13 protein-coding genes are annotated in these 16,789 nt (G+C 69.5%); 8 read left to right on the top strand and 5 right to left on the bottom strand.

What is annotated here, in order from left to right:
• The first annotated feature begins 33 nt into the window (after positions 1-33).
• From CRO12_RS03590 to CRO12_RS03575, 4 genes are read left to right on the top strand one after another with little or no spacing between them, the layout of a single operon-like run.
• Complete coding sequence (locus CRO12_RS03590) at positions 34-2,166, top strand: TonB-dependent siderophore receptor (RefSeq protein ID WP_097062606.1); 2,133 nt, start codon at positions 34-36, stop codon at positions 2,164-2,166.
• 1 nt (position 2,167) lies between these two features.
• Positions 2,168-2,710, top strand: a complete 543-nt coding sequence (locus CRO12_RS03585) for a hypothetical protein (RefSeq protein WP_097062605.1) — start codon at positions 2,168-2,170, stop codon at positions 2,708-2,710.
• The gene (locus CRO12_RS03580) at positions 2,707-4,191 is read left to right on the top strand and encodes a PepSY-associated TM helix domain-containing protein (protein WP_245858176.1); all 1,485 of its coding nucleotides are present in this window, start codon (positions 2,707-2,709) and stop codon (positions 4,189-4,191) included. Before CRO12_RS03585 ends, CRO12_RS03580 begins: the two co-directional genes overlap by 4 nt.
• 41 nt (positions 4,192-4,232) lie before the next feature.
• Complete coding sequence (locus tag CRO12_RS03575) at positions 4,233-5,453, top strand: NAD(P)/FAD-dependent oxidoreductase (RefSeq protein WP_097062603.1); 1,221 nt, start codon at positions 4,233-4,235, stop codon at positions 5,451-5,453.
• Here CRO12_RS03575 and clpB read toward each other — a convergent pair.
• Positions 5,450-8,029, bottom strand: coding sequence for an ATP-dependent chaperone ClpB (gene clpB, locus CRO12_RS03570; RefSeq protein WP_097063326.1), 2,580 nt, complete (start codon positions 8,027-8,029; stop codon positions 5,450-5,452). The genes CRO12_RS03575 and clpB overlap by 4 nt on opposite strands.
• Before the next feature lie 59 nt (positions 8,030-8,088).
• Positions 8,089-9,717 carry a M28 family metallopeptidase gene (locus tag CRO12_RS03565; protein WP_097062602.1) on the bottom strand — a complete coding sequence of 543 codons (1,629 nt, stop codon included), beginning with the start codon at positions 9,715-9,717 and terminating at the stop codon, positions 8,089-8,091.
• 160 nt (positions 9,718-9,877) lie between these two features.
• Between CRO12_RS03565 and CRO12_RS03560 the strand changes: the two genes are divergently transcribed.
• From CRO12_RS03560 to CRO12_RS03545, 4 genes are all read left to right on the top strand, one after another.
• The gene (locus CRO12_RS03560) at positions 9,878-12,745 is read left to right on the top strand and encodes a M16 family metallopeptidase (protein WP_097062601.1); all 2,868 of its coding nucleotides are present in this window, start codon (positions 9,878-9,880) and stop codon (positions 12,743-12,745) included.
• 9 nt (positions 12,746-12,754) lie between these two features.
• Positions 12,755-13,057: a hypothetical protein gene (locus tag CRO12_RS03555; protein WP_097062600.1), complete on the top strand. Its 303-nt coding sequence runs from the start codon at positions 12,755-12,757 to the stop codon at positions 13,055-13,057.
• An 88-nt stretch (positions 13,058-13,145) separates the two neighbouring features.
• Complete coding sequence (locus CRO12_RS03550) at positions 13,146-13,553, top strand: hypothetical protein (protein ID WP_097062599.1); 408 nt, start codon at positions 13,146-13,148, stop codon at positions 13,551-13,553.
• Positions 13,554-13,702: 149 nt separating this feature from the next.
• Positions 13,703-13,942: a hypothetical protein gene (locus tag CRO12_RS03545; protein ID WP_097062598.1), complete on the top strand. Its 240-nt coding sequence runs from the start codon at positions 13,703-13,705 to the stop codon at positions 13,940-13,942.
• 51 nt (positions 13,943-13,993) lie between these two features.
• Here CRO12_RS03545 and CRO12_RS03540 read toward each other — a convergent pair whose 3' ends face one another.
• From CRO12_RS03540 to CRO12_RS03530, 3 genes are read right to left on the bottom strand one after another with little or no spacing between them, the layout of a single operon-like run.
• Positions 13,994-15,064, bottom strand: coding sequence for a 5-(carboxyamino)imidazole ribonucleotide synthase (locus CRO12_RS03540; protein ID WP_097062597.1), 1,071 nt, complete (start codon positions 15,062-15,064; stop codon positions 13,994-13,996).
• Positions 15,057-15,536, bottom strand: coding sequence for a 5-(carboxyamino)imidazole ribonucleotide mutase (purE, locus tag CRO12_RS03535; protein WP_097062596.1), 480 nt, complete (start codon positions 15,534-15,536; stop codon positions 15,057-15,059). Before purE ends, CRO12_RS03540 begins: the two co-directional genes overlap by 8 nt.
• A gap of 31 nt (positions 15,537-15,567) precedes the next feature.
• The gene (locus tag CRO12_RS03530) at positions 15,568-16,785 is read right to left on the bottom strand and encodes a M20 metallopeptidase family protein (RefSeq protein ID WP_097062595.1); all 1,218 of its coding nucleotides are present in this window, start codon (positions 16,783-16,785) and stop codon (positions 15,568-15,570) included.
• Positions 16,786-16,789 lie beyond the last annotated feature (4 nt).

Raw genomic sequence — 16,789 nt, 5'->3', positions numbered from 1 at the left:
TAGGGTTGTCACGACACAGGACCCCCTTCACCCATGCTGATGATCATGACGGCGGCTGCTGCACTCACGGCGGCGACGCTGCCGGACGAGAAGCCGGCCGACGTACCCGTGACCACCGCCACCGTCGCTCCGGTCGATCCGCAGGCGCAAGACATCATCGTCACCGGTGCGCAGACCGACGGCGACGAGGACTACACGATTGACGGTCAGACCACCGCGACCCGGCTGGCGCTCTCGCTACGCGAAACGCCTCAGTCGGTCAGCGTCGTGACGCGCGCCCAGATCGACGACTTCCAGCTCAACGACGTCAACCAGCTGCTGACCAGCGTGCCGGGCGTCAACGTGATCTTCTCGGACACCGACCGCGTCTATTATTCCGCGCGCGGCTTCGACATCCAGACCTTCCAGATTGACGGCATCGGCGTGCCGTTCGCGTTCGGGATTCAGACCGGATCGATCGACACCGCGATCTACGACCATATCGAGGTCGTGCGCGGGGCGCCGGGGCTGTTGTCCTCGACCGGCAACCCGTCCGCGGTGATCAACTTCATCCGCAAGCGCCCGACCCGCGAGTTCCGCGCATCGGCCAACGCGCAGTACGGGTCGTTCGAGAGCCTGCGCCTTGACGCCGACGTCAGCGTACCGCTGACCAGCGACGGCAGCATCCGCGCGCGAGCCGTCGGAGTCTACTTCGACACGGATAGTCACCTCGATCGCGGCGCGCTACGCCGCTGGACCGGCTACGGCATCGTCGAGGCCGACCTCGGCCCGGAAACGGTGCTCTCCGGCGGCTACGGCCATCAGGATCATCGCAGCCGCGGTGCCTTATGGGGCGCGCTGCCGCTGCTCTACGCCGACGGCACCCGCATTGCGTACGATCGCTCGGCGAGCACCGCGCCCGAGTGGTCGAGCTGGGGCGTGATCGACCGCCAAATCTTCGGCGATCTCACCCACAAGTTCAGCAACGGCTGGGTCGCGCGCGTCAGTGCAATCCGCCGCGCGACGGACGAGAACAACGAGCTGTTCTACGTCTACCAGAACCCCGATCGGACGACCGGCAACGGCCTGATCGACTATCCGGGAAAGTTCGCCGCCCCGACCCGCAACCTGACCGTCGAGGCGTATCTGACCGGCCCGTTCGCGCTGTTCGGGCGCACCCACGAGCTGATGGTCGGGGTCAATCGCAGCGCGCAGGAGTATCAGCAGTACGCCGCCTACGGTGCGATCGGCACGCCGGTGCGGCTGGAGGATCTGCTCGCCGGCCGCGCGGTGCGCCCGAACTTTCCGGCGTTCAGCGAGGATCCGGCGCTCGACCGTCACACGCGGCGTGAGACCGCCTACGGGCTGCTCCGCTTCAACCTTGCCGAGCCGCTCAAGCTGATGGTCGGCGGCAACGTCACCCACTCGAAGAGCGAGGGCGTTTCCTACGGCGTGCCAGTCAACTTCGACAGCACCCGCTTTCTGCCGTTCGTGGGCGCGGTGGCGGACCTGACCGCGAACCTCAGCGCCTACGCAAGCTACGCCACCATCTTCAACCCGCAGACGGAGGTGAACGCCGCCAACGAGGTGCTGTCGCCTATCACCGGCAACAACCTGGAGGCGGGGATCAAGGGCGCGTGGTTCGGCGGTCGGCTGAACGCCAGCGCCGCGGTGTTCCGCACGCGCCAGAACAACACCGCCGCCTATGCCGGTTTCGCCAACGGGATCAGCTTCTACAACGGCGTCGATGCGAAGAGCGAGGGAATTGAGCTCGACGTCGGCGGGCAACTCGCGCCGGGGCTCCAGCTCACCGGCGGCTACACCCTGATGCGCGTGGATGGTGAGGACGGCGATCCGGTCCGCACCTTCGTGCCGCGCAACACCGGGCGGTTGAACGTCAGCTATTCGCCGCCCGCACTCGACCGGCTGAAGCTCGGCGCCGCGCTCCAGTACCAGAGCCGCATCTACTTCGACGCGACCACCTCGGCCGGGGTCGCCGCCCGCATCCAGCAGGACGACTTCGCGCTCCTTGATCTGCTCGCGAGCTTCCGCGTGACCGACAGGGTGCAGCTGAGCGCCAACCTGCGCAACGTCACCAACGCGAAGTACCTGACCGGCCTCAGCTACGACCAGAGCTACTATGGCGCGCCGCGGACCGTGCTCGGCACGCTGAGCGTGCGGTACTGACGTGGTCGCGGTCGCGCTCCTGCTGATCGTCGCCGCGGTGGCGCTGGTCCGGTACGGCTGGGCCGGGCGGCCCGCGGCGGCCTGGGCAGGCTGGGGCGGGATCGCGGCGGCGCTGCTGCTGCTCGCGTTGAGCGATGGCGCCTGGGGCGTCGCGGTCGGCACGACGCTGGCGATGATGGCGGCGCTTGCAATAGTCCTCTACGCCGGGTGGCGAGAGCCCGCGCGCGCGCGCCGGGCGCCGCGGACCCCGCCCTCGGTCACGCTACCGCACGGTGGTGCCGAGTTCGGCCGCCGCGCCGCGGTGTTCGCCCTGGTCGTCCCCGTGGCCTTTGCCGCGACCCAGTGGCTCGCCTTCGCGCTCCAGGCGCTCGCGCGGTCCAGCGGCTGGAATGCGACGGATGCGACCGTGCTGATGCTGCTCGGCCAGCCGCTGCTCTGGGGCGTGCTGATGACGTGGCAGATGACGCGGAGCGGCCCCGCCGCGATGGTGGCGCCGCCCGTGCTGGCGGCGCTTGCCGGTACCTTGCTATGGAGCCTGTCGTGAGCACTGCCCCCGCCACCACGCTGGTTCAGCGCGCGCTCGGTGGTCACGCCGCGCTTGGCCTGCTCGCGAGCGCGCTGCTCTACATCATCGCGCTGACTGGCGCGATCGTGGTGATCCACGACCGCTGGCAGCGCTGGGAACAGCCGGACGTCGCCGAGTACCAGACGCTCGCTCCCGCCGCCGTCCAGACCGCGCTCGCCGCCGGCCTCGCCGCCGATCGCGGCAAGCCTGCGACCACCCACCTTTACGTCCGGATGCCGGACGAGGCGCTGCCCCGCGCGGTCATCACCAGCGACCATTCCGCCTGGTACGTGGGCGCGGACGGCCGCATCGTCGACCGCGAGGCGCACAGCTGGACGGAGATGGTGATCGGCCTGCACGAATACCTCCACCTGCCCGTGCTGTGGGGCATGGCGGTGGTCGGGGCGCTCGGCGTGGTGCTCGCCGCGCTGCTGCTGACCGGCGTGATCGCGCACCCGCGCATCATCCGCGACGCGTTCCGCCTGCGCACCCGTCATGATTCGCAGATCGCGCGCGCCGACTGGCACAACCGGCTGGGCGTGTGGACGCTCCCCTTCGCGCTCGCGATCACGCTGACGGGGGCGTTCATCGGGCTGGGCAGCGCCGGGTTCAGCGTGCTGGCGGGCGCCTATCACGGCGGCGACCTGGAGCAGGCCTATGCGCCGATCTTCGGCGACGAGCCCGCCCACGACGCGACGCGCGCGCCGCTCCCCAATATCGCCGCCGCGCTGACCACGCTCGGGCGGCAGGTGCCGGGCGTCACGCCGACCTATGTCATCGTCCACGATCCGGGCACGCGCGGCCAGCATGTGCAGGTGATCGCCGAGCATCCTCGCCGCCTGATCTACGGCGAGACCTACACCTTCGACGCGGCCGGGCGGATGACGGGCAAGGTCGGGCTGTCTGACGGGGAGCTCGGGCGCCAGCTCGCCGCCTCCACCTACAACCTTCATTTCGGCAACTACGCCGGGCTGCCTGTGGAAATCGCGTACACGCTGCTCGGCCTCGCGCTGTGCGTCATCACCTCGACCGGCACCACCTTGTGGCTCGGCAAGCGGCGGCGGCGCGGGCGCGGCAGCGCGCGGCTGGAGGCGAGCTGGACCGCGGTAATCTGGGGCACGCCGCTCGCGCTGGTCGCGACCGCCTGGCTGCGCGCGGGCGCCGGTCCGGACGCGCCGCTCGTCGCCGGCTTCTGGGGCGGGCTGCTGGTCGCGATCGTTGCGGCAGTGCTGCGGCCGGCGGCGGTTCAGCCGGGGCCGATGCGCGCGGCGACGTTCGTCGCGGTGGCGCTGACCGGGGCCGCCCACTTCGCCTGGTTCCAGCCGGCCGAGCAGGCGGTCCTCACGCTCGATCTGATCCTGGCGGGCGGCGGGCTGGCGGCGCTGGCCGCCCTCGGGCACTTACCGCGTCGCCGCCCGGCCGATTGCGACTTCGCCGCCCAGGCCGCGCCCGCCGAATAGCCGCTTGCCGCGCCCGCGGCGGCGCGGCACGGACGGGTACCATGAGGTTTGATGTCCTGATCGTCGGGGGCGGGCACGGTGGCGCGCAGGCGGCAATCGCGCTCCGCCAGGAGAAGTTCGCCGGCACGATCGCGATCGTCGGCGACGAGCCGGTGCTGCCGTACGAACGACCGCCGCTGTCAAAGGAGTACGCCGCCGGCGAGAAGTCGCGCGACCGACTGCTCATCCGCCCGGCCGCCTTCTGGACGGAGCGCGACGTCACGATGCTGCTCGGCCACCGCGTAATTGCGGTCGATCCGGTAGCGCACACCGTGACGACCGCCGACGGCAGCGCGATCGGCTACGGGCAGCTGATCTGGGCAGCCGGCGGCGCGGCGCGCCGGCTGACCTGCGACGGCGATGCGCTCGCCGGCGTCCACACGATCCGGACGCTCGCGGACGCCGACCGGATGATCGCCGAGCTGCCGGACGTCGCCCGCGCGGTGGTGATCGGCGGCGGCTACATCGGGCTGGAGGCGGCAGCGACGCTGCGCAAGTTCGGCAAGGCGGTGACGCTCGTCGAGGCGCAGCCGCGCGTGCTCGCGCGGGTGGCCGGCGAGGCGCTTTCGCGCTTCTTCGCGGACGAGCACCGCGCCCGCGGTGTCGACGTGCGGCTCGGCCAGAGCGTGGGGTGCCTTGAGGGCGAGCGGCGTGTGACCGGCGTCCGGCTGGCGGACGGTGCGCTGCTGCCGGCCGACATGGTCATCGTCGGGATCGGCATCGTGCCGGCGGTCCAGCCGCTGTCCGCGGCCGGCGCAGCAGGCGACGACGGCGTGGCGGTGGATGCGCGCTGCCTTACCAGCCTGCCCAACGTATTCGCGATCGGCGACTGCGCGCTCCACCACAACGATTTCGCCGAGGGGCCGGCGGTCCGCGTCGAGTCGGTCCAGAACGCCAACGATCAGGCCGCGGTGGTGGCGAAGCTGATCGCCGGCGACGACGCGCGCTACGCGGCGGTGCCGTGGTTCTGGTCCAACCAGTACGACCTGAAGCTCCAGACCGTCGGCCTCTCTACCGGCCACCACGCGGCGGTCACCCGCGGCGATCCGGCGAGCCGCAGCTTCTCGGTCGTGTACCTGCGCGGCGGCGCGGTGATCGCGCTCGACTGCGTCAACGCGATCAGGGACTATGTCCAGGGCCGCAAGCTGGTGGTCGACCGCGCGCGGATCGCGCCCGAGCGGCTCGCCGACGCGAGCGTGCCGCTCAAGGAGCTGTCGGCCTAGGCTACCGTCAGGTTCAGCCTGCCGTCGCCCTCGTCCACCCGGACGGTCGCGCCGTCGCGGACCTCGCCGCCCAGGATCAGATCGGCGAGCGGATCCTGCAGGTAGCGCTGTACGGCACGCTTCAGCGGCCGCGCACCGTACACCGGGTCGTACCCAACCCGACCCAGCCACGCCTTGGCGGCGTCGGTCAGCTCCACCGTGATCTTGCGATCGGCGAGCAGCTTGCCGAGTCGGCCGACCTGAATGTCGACGATCGGCGCCATGTGCTCGGCCGCCAGGCGGTGGAACAGGATGATCTCGTCCAGCCGGTTGAGGAACTCCGGGCGGAAGTGTGCGCGTACGATCTCCATCACCTGGGGCTCAACGGTTGCGACATCCTGACCATCGTCCAGCGTCGCCAGATACTGGCTGCCGAGGTTCGACGTCAGGATGATCAGCGTGTTGGAGAAATCGACCGTGCGTCCCTGACCATCGGTCAGTCGCCCGTCGTCCAGCACCTGGAGCAGCACGTTGAACACGTCGCCGTGCGCCTTCTCCACCTCGTCGAACAGCACGACCTGGTAAGGCCGTCGCCGCACCGCCTCCGTCAGCACGCCGCCCTCCTCGTACCCGACATAGCCCGGAGGGGCGCCGATCAGGCGGGCGACCGCGTGCTTCTCCATGAATTCGCTCATGTCGATGCGGACCATCGCAGACGGATCGTCGAACAGGAACTCGGCGAGCGCCTTGGTCAGCTCGGTCTTGCCGACGCCGGTCGGACCGAGGAACAGGAACGAGCCGAGCGGCCGGTTCGGGTCCTGCAAGCCTGCACGTGAGCGGCGGACGGCGGTGGACACGGCGCGCACCGCGTCGCTCTGGCCGATCACTCGCCGGCCGATCACCTCCTCCATGCGGAGCAGCTTCTCGCGCTCGCCGGTCAGCATCCGCTCCACCGGAATGCCGGTCCAGCGGCCGACCACGCCGGCGATGTCGTCGGCGGTAACTTCCTCGCGCAGCATCGCCGCACCGGTCTGCGCCTGCGCCTCGTCGAGCTGCTTCTGCAAAGCGGGAAGGGTGCCGTAGGAGAGCTCCGACATCTTGGCGAGGTCGCCCGAACGCTGCGCCTGCTCCAGCTCGAGCTTCGCCGCCTCCAGCTGCTCCTTGATCCGCGCCTCGCCGGCGATCTTGTCCTTCTCGCCCTGCCAGCGCGTCGTAAGCTCGGCGGACTGCTGCTCCAGGTTGGCGAGCTCACCCTCCAGCGTCTCCAGCCGGTCACGCGACGCCGCGTCGCTCTCGCGACGCAGCGCCTCGCGCTCGATCTTGAGTTGGATGATGCGGCGATCGAGCGTCTCGATCTCCTCCGGCTTCGACTCCACCTCCATGCGGATGCGGCTCGCGGCTTCGTCCATCAGGTCGATCGCCTTGTCGGGCAGGAAGCGGTCGGTGATGTAGCGGTTCGACAGCGTTGCCGCCGCCACGATCGCGCCATCGGTGATGCGGACGCCGTGGTGGAGCTCATACTTCTCCTTCAGACCGCGCAGGATCGAGATCGTGTCCTCGACCGTCGGCTCGTCGGCGTAGACCGGCTGGAACCGCCGCTGGAGCGCGGGGTCCTTCTCGACGTACTTGCGATACTCGTCGAGCGTGGTCGCGCCGATACAGTGGAGCTCGCCGCGGGCGAGCGCGGGCTTCAGCAGGTTGGACGCATCCATGGCGCCATCGGTCTTGCCGGCACCGACCAGCGTGTGCATTTCGTCGATGAACAGGATGATGTCGCCCTCGCCCGCCTTCACCTCGTCGAGTACGCCCTTCAGCCGCTCCTCGAACTCGCCGCGGTATTTGGCACCCGCGATGAGGGAGCCCATGTCGAGCGCCATCAGCTTGCGGTCTTTCAGCGTGTCCGGCACGTCGCCATTGGCGATGCGGAGCGCGAGGCCTTCCGCGATCGCCGTCTTGCCGACGCCCGGCTCGCCGATCAGCACGGGGTTGTTCTTGGTGCGACGCGCGAGGATCTGGACGGTGCGGCGGATCTCCTCGTCGCGGCCGATCACGGGATCGAGCTTGCCGTCCCGCGCCGCCTGCGTCAGGTCGCGCGCGAACTTCTTGAGCGCATCGTAGCGGTCCTCCGCACCGGCGGTATCGGCGGTGCGCCCGCCGCGCATCGCGTTGATCGCGGTGTTGAGCGCCTCCGGCGTGACGTTGGCGGTCTTGAGCGCCTTGCCGGCCGCGGTGTTGAGGCTGAGCGCGAGTGCCAGCAGCAGCCGCTCGACGGTGACGAAGCTGTCGCCCGCCTTCTGCGCGACCTGTTCGGCCTGATCGAGTACGCGCACGCTGTCGTTGTTAAGACCCGGCGCCGACTGCGCGCCCGATCCGGACACCGCTGGTACCTTGCTGAGCGCGAGGTCCGTCTCGCTCGCCGCCCGCTTCGCGTCAGCGCCAGCGGCGGCGATCAGGCCCGCGGCCATGCCCTGCTCGTCCTCCAGCAGCGCCTTCAGCAGATGCTCGGGCGCGATCTGCTGGTGGTTCATCCGGATGGCGACGGTCTGCGCCGACTGGAGGAAGCCCTTGGCGCGATCAGTGAATTTCTCGAGGTTCATGATGGTCACTGTTGTGTCTCACCGCAGAGATGGTGTGATATTAAGGCAACACAAGGGGGTCACTTGGCCGGACGTGGCGCCTTCGGCTGGTTGGGTGCGAACTGGTCACCGAAGGGGCTGCCGGTGTACCAGCGCGGACGGGCCGGCGCATCGGCCAGGTCGCGCGCAATCGCGTAATTCACTACCGCGAACTTGGCCGCCGACTCCCAATTGAACGGCAGATCGATCTGGTCGGCCGGGGAGTGGTACGTCTTGCCCAGGAACTCGCGGAAGATCCGCTCGCCGTCGTTCTTCACCCCCGTCGCCAGCATGACGGACGGCACGCCCTGCTTGACGAAGCTGTAGTGGTCGGAGCGGACGAAGACGTTCTCGTTTGGCATGAAGTCGGGCGAGAGCGTCAGGCCGCTCGCCGCCGCCGCGCGTGCGACCGCCTGCCCGACCTCCGAGTGCTCGGCCCCGAACGCGACCACGTCGTCGAGCATGTAGAGCAGCACCGGCATGTCGAGGTTGACGTTGGCGACTACGGTGCCGCCCGCCGGCACGACGGGGTGACGCGCGAGATAGTCTGAGCCGAGCAGCCCATCCTCCTCGCTCGTCACCGCGGCAAACATCACCGAGCGCTTCGGCGGCTTGCCCGACGCGGTGAAGGCGCGCGCCGCCTCCAGCATGACAGCGACGCCGGCGGCATTGTCCATCGCGCCGTTGAACACCTTGTCCGCACCGGGCGCGTCCGCGTGGATGCCGTTGTGATCGAGGTGGGCGGTGACGAGGACGTACTCGGTGTTGAGCGCCGGATCGCTGCCCGGCAGCACGCCGATGACGTTGGGGCTGCGGCTCTCGGAAACCGCCGTCGACTGCGCAATCGTGACCTCACCCGGTAACGCGAAGCGAGGAAGGGCCGCCTTCTTCTGATAGGCTGCGTCGATCGCCATAAAGGAGGAGCGGGTGCCCGCGAACAGCGCGGCTGCGGCGCCCTGTGCCACGGTGGCGCGCGCCTGGACGCCGGGCGCGCGGAGTCGCGGCTTGCCGTCGGGCTCGACCATCAGCGTGCGCGGCTCGCCCGATTGCGCAACGATCCGCGCCCACGGATAGGCCTTCAGCGTATCGGACGTGACCAATGTCACGATCCCGATCGCGCCCTTGCGCTCCGCCACTTCCGCCTTGGTGGCCGAGAGCGTCGCCGCCACATCGCTCGGGATGCCGGCAGGCGTGCCGCGCACCATCACCACGATCTTGCCGCGGACGTCCAGGCCAGCATAGTCGTCCGCCTTGTACTGCGGCGCGTCCAGGCCGTAGCCGACGAACACCGCCGGTGCGGTCAAAGCCTGGGTCGGGAACCGCGCGTCGGGGGTGACCAGCACGTCGTCTCCCTGCGCGAACCGCCTGCCGCCGATCGTCACGCCCGCAGGCTTCGTGGGATCGATCCGCGCCGCCTGAAAGCGGATCGTCTGGTACCAGCCGCCCTTGTCGCCGCCGGGCTTCAGCCCCAGCGCATCGAACTGGGTCGCGACGTAGCGTGCGGCGACGTCGTAGCCGCGGGTGCCCGCGTCGCGCCCTTCCAGCGCGTCGTCGGCCAGGAAGGAGACGTGCGCGCGGACCTGCTCCGGCCGGATCTGGGGCGCTGCCTGCTGCGCCAGGACGGAGGCGGTGGGCAAGCTGGCGAGCAGCAGGGCGAGAAGGGGGCGCATCGGCAAGTCTCTCCGGAACCAGGCGGGCCTAAGCGGTTTGGCGTCAAACTCCTGCCGGACGCAAGGTCGCGGATGCGAACTGCACCGGCCCGCCTTGTGCGCGGCCGGTCGCGCGCGGTAGCACGGCGGCAACCCTCCTTCGTCCGGGAAGCCTGCCTTCATGTACCGCACCGCCCTACGCCTGGCCGCCGCCGTTTCGCTCACCGCGCTCGCCGCTCCTGCACTCGCGCAAGGCACCGCGCGCACGTCATTGACCGACCTCGTGAACCAGGTGAACATCCCCTACGAGACCTTCACGCTGCCGAACGGCCTGCGCGTAATCGTCCACACCGACCGCAAGGCGCCGGTCGTCGCGGTGTCGGTCTGGTACCATATCGGATCCAAAAACGAGCCCGCGGGCAAGACCGGCTTCGCCCACCTGTTCGAGCACATGATGTTCTACGGGTCGGAGAATGCGCCGGGCGCCTTCTTCGGGCGGCTGGAGGAGATCGGCGCGACCGACTGGAACGGGACGACCTGGTTCGATCGCACCAACTACTTCCAGACCGTGCCGACCGGCGCGCTCGACCGCATGCTGTTCCTGGAAAGCGACCGCATGGGTCACCTGCTCGGCGCGGTGACGCAGGAGAAGCTCGATAACCAGCGCGGCGTCGTCCAGAACGAGAAGCGCATGGGCGAGAACGAGCCCGGCGGCCTGGTCGAGTATGCCGAACTCGCCGCGCTGCTGCCGGTGGGGCACCCGTACCGGCACTCGACAATCGGCTCGATGGCGGACCTGAACTCGGCGAGCCTGGAGGACGTGAAGAACTGGTTCCGCGAGCATTACGGCCCCAACAATGCGGTGCTTGTGCTCGCCGGCGACATCGACCTCGCAACCGCCAAGCAGAAGGTCACGCGCTACTTCGGCGATATCAAGCGCGGACCCGACACGCCGCGCCCCGCCGTTGCGATCCCGACGCTTCCCGCCCCGGTCGAAAAGGTGATGTTTGACCGCGTCGCGCAGACCCGCGTGCAACGCGAGTGGACCGCGCCTGGCGCCGTCGACCAGGAATCGAACCTGCTCGACCTTGCGCTCGACATCATCGGCGGGCTCGGCAGCTCGCGCCTCAACGACGCGCTGGTCCGCAACGAGAAGATCGCCGTCGGCGTGAGCGCCGGTCTCCAGGTGCAGGAGAACCTGTCGTTCGCGGAGATCAGCGCGCGGGTGAAGCCGGGCGGCGACGCCGCACAGGTCGGGCGCCGCGTGGACGAGATCGTCGCCGAGTTCCTGAAGAACGGCCCGACCGAGGACGAGGTGCGCCGCGCCGCGACCACCACGCTCGCCAACCGGGTCAAGGGGCTGGAGCAGGTCGGCGGCTTCGGCGGCAAGGCGGTCGCGCTCGCCGAAGGCGCGGTCTATTCGAACGATCCGGCCGAGTACAAGAAGGACCTGCAGACCATCGCGGCGGCGACCCCGGCCAGCGTGCTGGCGGCCGCGCGCAAGTGGCTCGCCCGCCCCGCCTTCCGCCTGACGCTGGCGCCGGGCGAGCGGTCCGCCGCCGATCAGGCGCTCGCCGGCAACGACACCGCGGCGGTCGAGGCGCCCGCGGTCAAGAACCAGGTCGCGGCGAACACGCCCGCGCCGACCCGCCCGCAGCCCGCGGTCGGCCAGCTCGCCGCGCTCCAGTTCCCCGCGGTCGAGCGCACGACGCTGTCAAACGGCATGAAGGTCGTGTTCGCGCGCCGCAGCACCGTGCCGGTGGTGCGCGTCGCTGCCGCCTTCGATGCCGGGAGTGCCGCCGACGACCGCGCGAAGCTCGGCACCCACGCGCTGATGGTCTCGCTGCTGGAGGAGGGGACCACCACCCGCTCGTCCGCGCAGATCGCCCAGGAAGAGGAGCGGCTTGGTGCGACCGTGTCGGCGTCGGGCGGGCTCGACTCGACCAGCGTCTCTGTTGCCGCGCTCAAGGCCAATCTGGCGCCCTCGCTCGACCTGCTCGCCGACATCGTCCGCAACCCGGCGTTCGCGCCCGGTGAGGTGGAGCGGCTGCGCACCGCCCAGCTCGCCCGGATCGCGTCGGAGATGACCCAGCCGCAGGGCATCGCGCTCCGCACCCTGCCGCCGCTGATCTACGGCACGCAGCACCCCTACGGCATCCCGCTGACCGGTTCGGGCTCGCCCGAGGGCGTGCGCGCCGCGACCCGCGACGATCTGGTCGCCTTCCATGCCAAGTGGATCCGGCCGGACAATGGCACGCTCTACGTTGTCGGCGACACCACGCTCGGCGAGATGAAGCCTCTGCTGGAGAGCCGTTTCGGCAGCTGGCGCGCGCCGGCTGTCCCGAAGGGTGTGAAGGCGTTCACCGCGCCCGTCCCCACGCCCCAGCCGCGCATCCTGCTAATCGACAAGCCGCAGAGTCCGCAGTCGATGATCATCGCCGGCGCCGTTACCCCGGTAAAGGGAACGGAGGACCCGATCGCCCTCAATATTGCCAACGACGTGATCGGCGGCTCTTCCACCTCGCGCCTGATCACCAACCTGCGCGAGACCAAGGGTTGGGCCTATTATGCCGGCACGTCGCTGCAGACCACGAAGGACCGGATGCCGCTGCTCGTGATCGCGCCGGTGCAGACCGACAAGACCGGGCCGGCGATCACGGAAGCGCGGAACGACCTGACCGCGTGGCTCTCCACCAAGGGGACGACTGCGGACGAGGCGGGCCGCGCGATCCGCAACTCTGTGCTGTCGCTGCCGGGCAGCTTCGAGACCGGCAGCGACCTGCTCGGCGCGTTGATCCGCAACGACCAGTACGGCCGGCCGGACAACTATTATGCGACGCTTGCCGGGCGGTACCAGGCGCTGACCCCAGCGGCACTAGACCAGGCAGCGCGCGGCGTGTTCGATCCCGCCAAGCTGACCTGGGTGGTGGTCGGCGACGCCGCCAAGGTGAAGCCGCAGCTTGACTCGATCGGCCTCCCCGTCGAGGTGGTCGGTGCAAGCCCGGCCGCCCCCGCGACTCCCGCGGCGGCGCCGCGGCCGACGGAGTGAGAGGATAGCATGGCAAACGTCGATGGCAGCTGGGACACGCTGGTGAAGTCGCCGATGGGCGACCAGCAGGCGACGCTGACGATCCAGAGCAATGGCGACACCTTCACCGGCCAGTACTCGGGCGCGATGGGCACGACCGAGATTAAGGAAGGGCGCGTGAACGGCGACACGCTGACCTGGAGCCTCGACATCAGCGTGCCGATGCCGATGACGCTGACCGCCGAAGCGACGGTCGACGGCGACACGCTCCGCGGCCAGGTGACCGCCGGCGCGTTCGGCAGCTTTCCGATGACGGGTAATCGGGTCGGCTGATCGCTTCGCAGCGGCAAAAAAGGGCGCGTCCGCGAGGGCGCGCCCTCTTTGTTTCTACGACGCTCCTGGTTTGAGAAGCAGGCTTTCAATGGAAGAAACATACCAGGCGCTCCGAAGCGATTGGTTCGGGGGGAGTCGCGACCGCGAAACCGCCTTGCACCTCCTCTTCCTCTCATGGTGGCACTGGGCGGAACCAGAGTTCCTCACCGGACTGACCTATGATCCAGCTTCCGCTGAGTTATGGCACGAGGTCTTCAACCATTTCGGCGGCCAAGCGTCAGAGGACGCCGAGTTCCTCTTTGTGGCGGCTATTATGGCTGGGATTACGCCTTGGGCCTTCGGTGACGAGAACGAGTGGACGGCCGCTGCCGCGGCGATGATGGCGCATGCGCGCAGCTTGCAGCCAGATGAGCTATCGCCTGGAGTGTTCGAGGGTCGCAGCGCTTACGGAGACTACTTCGCGCACCAGTCGCGGGTCCACTCTGGCGAGTACTGAACGTCCGCTTTTGGTGGGAAGCGGACGTTGCCCTTTAGCCGTAAACGAGGCAGCCTTGCAGAATGAGGCATCCAGAAGCGGCGTTCGTTGTGGAGGTCACCGCAGATGACGAGATTGTCTGCCGAGCGCCAGGACGGGCGGAGCAGCGCATGCGGATGATCGACGTCGCGGCAGTATACGTCGAGACCAACGAGAACGGACCGTGGGGCGTCGACGTCTGGTGGTTGCTGAAGGACGACACTGGGCAAACGCGAGTTGCGTTTCCGCAGTTGGCGACCGGGGAAGATGCTGCGCTCAAACGGCTAAGACAGCTGCCCGGCTTCGAAGTCCGCGGGATGAACTCGGTTGAGGATGCCCGGTACATGTGTTGGCCGACACCGATGCCTTGAACGTCCGCTATAGGGCGAGAGCGGACGTTCGGCCCCGGCCTGCATCGAGCGCTACCGCGGTACCCGCGTCACATGCCCCATCTTGCGCCTGGGGCGCGCCTCATGCTTGCCGTAGAGGTGAAGGTGCGCATTCGGGTCAGCCAGCAACTCCGGCCAGCGCGCGGCGTCGTCGCCGATCAGGTTTTCCATCACCGCGCCGGTGCCGACCGTGTCGGTACTGCCGAGCGGCAGTCCGCAGATCGCGCGGATGTGATTCTCGAACTGGCTGGTGACCGCGCCTTCGATCGTCCAGTGGCCGGAGTTGTGGACGCGAGGTGCCATCTCGTTGAACACCGGGCCGTCCGTGCCGACGAAGAACTCCAGCGTCAGCACGCCGACGTGGTCGAGCGCGTCGGCCACCCGACCGGCGAGGGTCGCGGCTTCCGTCCACTGCGCGGCGACCGCGGCGGGGGCAGGGATGGTGGAGGTCGCGAGGATGCCGTCGCGGTGGACGTTGACGGGCGGCGCGTAGCTGACGATCTGCCCATCGAGCCCGCGCACCAGCACGATCGAGAACTCGTGCTCGAACGCGACGAACGCCTCCAGGATCGCCGGGGCCGCGCCGATCCGGTCCCAGGCGGTCGCGGCATCGTCGGGTGACTTTAGCCGCGCCTGCCCGTGACCGTCGTAGCCGAAGCGCGATGTCTTGAGCACCGCCGGGCAGCCGATCTCGGCAATGGCGGTTTCCAGGTCGGCGAGGCTCAACACCTCACGCCACGGCGCCGGCCGGCCGCCCAGTCCCTCCACGAAGCGCTTCTCGTTCACCCGGTCCTGCGCGGTCGCGAGGCTCAAGGCGGAGGGGCGCACCGGGACCAGCGGCGCGAGCGCGGCGATTGGGGCGAAGGCGACATTCTCGAACTCATAGGTCACCACGTCGACACTGCGCGCGAAGGCGGAGAGTGCGCCCGCATCGTCGTAGCGTGCGCGGGTGAGCAGCGGCGAGACGTCGTTCGCCGGCCCCGTTTCCGGCGCGTAGATGTGGGTGCGGTAGCCGAGCTGCGCCGCCGCGATGCTCAGCATGCGCCCGAGCTGCCCTGAGCCGAGGATGCCGATCGTGCTGCCGGGGGGAAGGGGCTCAGCCAGCGGGCTGCTCCGCTACGCTGTCGGTCTGAGCGGCTCGCCACGCGATCAGCCGTTCCGCGAACAGATCGTCACTGGTCGCCAGGATCGCCGCCGCAAGCAGCCCGGCGTTGATTGCGCCGGCCTTGCCGATCGCAAGCGTGCCGACGGGAATGCCGCCCGGCATCTGGACGATCGACAGCAGGCTATCCATGCCCTTCAGCGCCTTGGATTCGACCGGCACCCCGAGCACGGGAAGGTGGGTCATCGCCGCGGTCATCCCGGGCAGGTGCGCCGCGCCACCGGCGCCCGCGATGATCACCTTCAGCCCGCGGCCGGCGGCACTCTTCGCGTAATCGACCAGCCGGTCGGGCGTGCGATGCGCGGAGACGATCCGGGTCTCGTGCGGGACGCCGAGCGCGTCCAGCGTCTCGCTCGCATGGCGCATCGTTTCCCAATCGGACTGCGAGCCCATGATGATGCCGACCAGCGTCATTTCCGCCGCCTAGCGAAGCGGCGGTGGGCTGTCACCCCACCTCGGGCAGGCCGCTTTCCAGCACCCGCGTCGCAAAGGCGCAGTGAAGCGCGATCCCCTTTGCCATGACGCTCTCGTCGATGGTCATTCGGGTATTGTGAAGCGACGGGTTGGTTGCGGGATCGCTGCCGGGCGCCGCGACGCCGATGAAGGCCATCGCGCCCGGCACCTCGCGCAGCACGTAGCTGAAGTCCTCACCCCCCATGATCGGCGCGGCCATGCTGTGCCAGCCGTCGGCGCCGCCGATCGCTTCCGCGATGTCGCGGATCAGCGCGGTCGCGCGCGGGTCGTTCTGCGTCACCGGATAGCCGTCGTCGATCCGGACCGTGCCGGTGCAGCCGTGCGCCGCCGCCACCGTCTCCACCACGCGGGTGAGGCCCGCGCGCGCCTTCTCGCGGGTCTCGGGCGAGAGGGTGCGCAGCGTGCCGAGCATCGTCACCTCGTCCGGCACGATGTTGTAGGCAGAGCCGCCGCTGATCTTGGTGATCGAGAGCACGGCGGGATCGTGGACCGGGATCGTCCGCGCGATCAGTGTCTGGAGGGCGCCGACGATCTCGCACGCAACGGGGATCGGATCGACGTTCTCGTGCGGCATCGCCGCGTGGCCGCCGCGCCCGCGCACCGCGATGTTGAGCGCGTCGGTGGAGGCGAGCAGCGGTCCCGCCCGGCTCGCGACCACGCCGCCGGGCACATTGGGGTGAATGTGAAGCGCGAAGGCCGCGTCGGGCCGCGCGACGTCGAGCAGCCCGTCGGCGATCATGGCCCTTGCGCCGTGGTAGCCCTCCTCACCGGGTTGGAACATGAACACCACCGTTCCGGGCAGTTCGTCCGCCCGCGCGCACAGCGCCCGCGCGGCCCCGACCAGCATCGCCGAGTGGCTGTCGTGCCCGCAGGCGTGCATCGCGCCGGGGATCGTGCTTGCGAAGTCGAGGCCCGTCTCCTCCGTCATCGGCAGCGCATCCATGTCGCCGCGCAGCAGCACGGTGCGCCCGTTGCCCCCGCCCCCGCGCAGGATCGCGACGAAGCCGGTGGTCGAGCCCGATTCGTGGATCTCGAGCGGAAGGCCCGCGAGCGCCGCCCGCAGCTTGGCGGTGGTCAGCGGGCAGTGCAGCCCGATCTCGGGCTCGGCGTGGATCGCGCGGCGCAGCGCGATCACCTGATCGAGCTCGGCGGCGCCGGCGGCGGTCCAGTCGGACAGGGGGGCGTTCATGAGG

The sequence above is a fragment of the Sphingomonas guangdongensis genome (assembly GCF_900199185.1).
Lineage (GTDB): Bacteria > Pseudomonadota > Alphaproteobacteria > Sphingomonadales > Sphingomonadaceae > Sphingomonas > Sphingomonas guangdongensis.
Note: the sequence above shows the minus strand (reverse complement) of the source record. Positions and strands in the feature narration are given on the sequence as shown.

Coding starts and splice junctions, on each gene's coding strand:
- CRO12_RS03590 (WP_097062606.1), top strand. CDS start 34: ATGCTGATGATCATGACGGCGGCTGCTGCACTCACGGCGGCGACGCTG.
- CRO12_RS03575 (WP_097062603.1), top strand. CDS start 4,233: ATGAGGTTTGATGTCCTGATCGTCGGGGGCGGGCACGGTGGCGCGCAG.
- clpB (WP_097063326.1), bottom strand. CDS start 8,029: ATGAACCTCGAGAAATTCACTGATCGCGCCAAGGGCTTCCTCCAGTCG.
- CRO12_RS03565 (WP_097062602.1), bottom strand. CDS start 9,717: ATGCGCCCCCTTCTCGCCCTGCTGCTCGCCAGCTTGCCCACCGCCTCC.
- CRO12_RS03560 (WP_097062601.1), top strand. CDS start 9,878: ATGTACCGCACCGCCCTACGCCTGGCCGCCGCCGTTTCGCTCACCGCG.
- CRO12_RS03555 (WP_097062600.1), top strand. CDS start 12,755: ATGGCAAACGTCGATGGCAGCTGGGACACGCTGGTGAAGTCGCCGATG.
- CRO12_RS03550 (WP_097062599.1), top strand. CDS start 13,146: ATGGAAGAAACATACCAGGCGCTCCGAAGCGATTGGTTCGGGGGGAGT.
- CRO12_RS03545 (WP_097062598.1), top strand. CDS start 13,703: ATGCGGATGATCGACGTCGCGGCAGTATACGTCGAGACCAACGAGAAC.
- purE (WP_097062596.1), bottom strand. CDS start 15,536: ATGACGCTGGTCGGCATCATCATGGGCTCGCAGTCCGATTGGGAAACG.
- CRO12_RS03530 (WP_097062595.1), bottom strand. CDS start 16,785: ATGAACGCCCCCCTGTCCGACTGGACCGCCGCCGGCGCCGCCGAGCTC.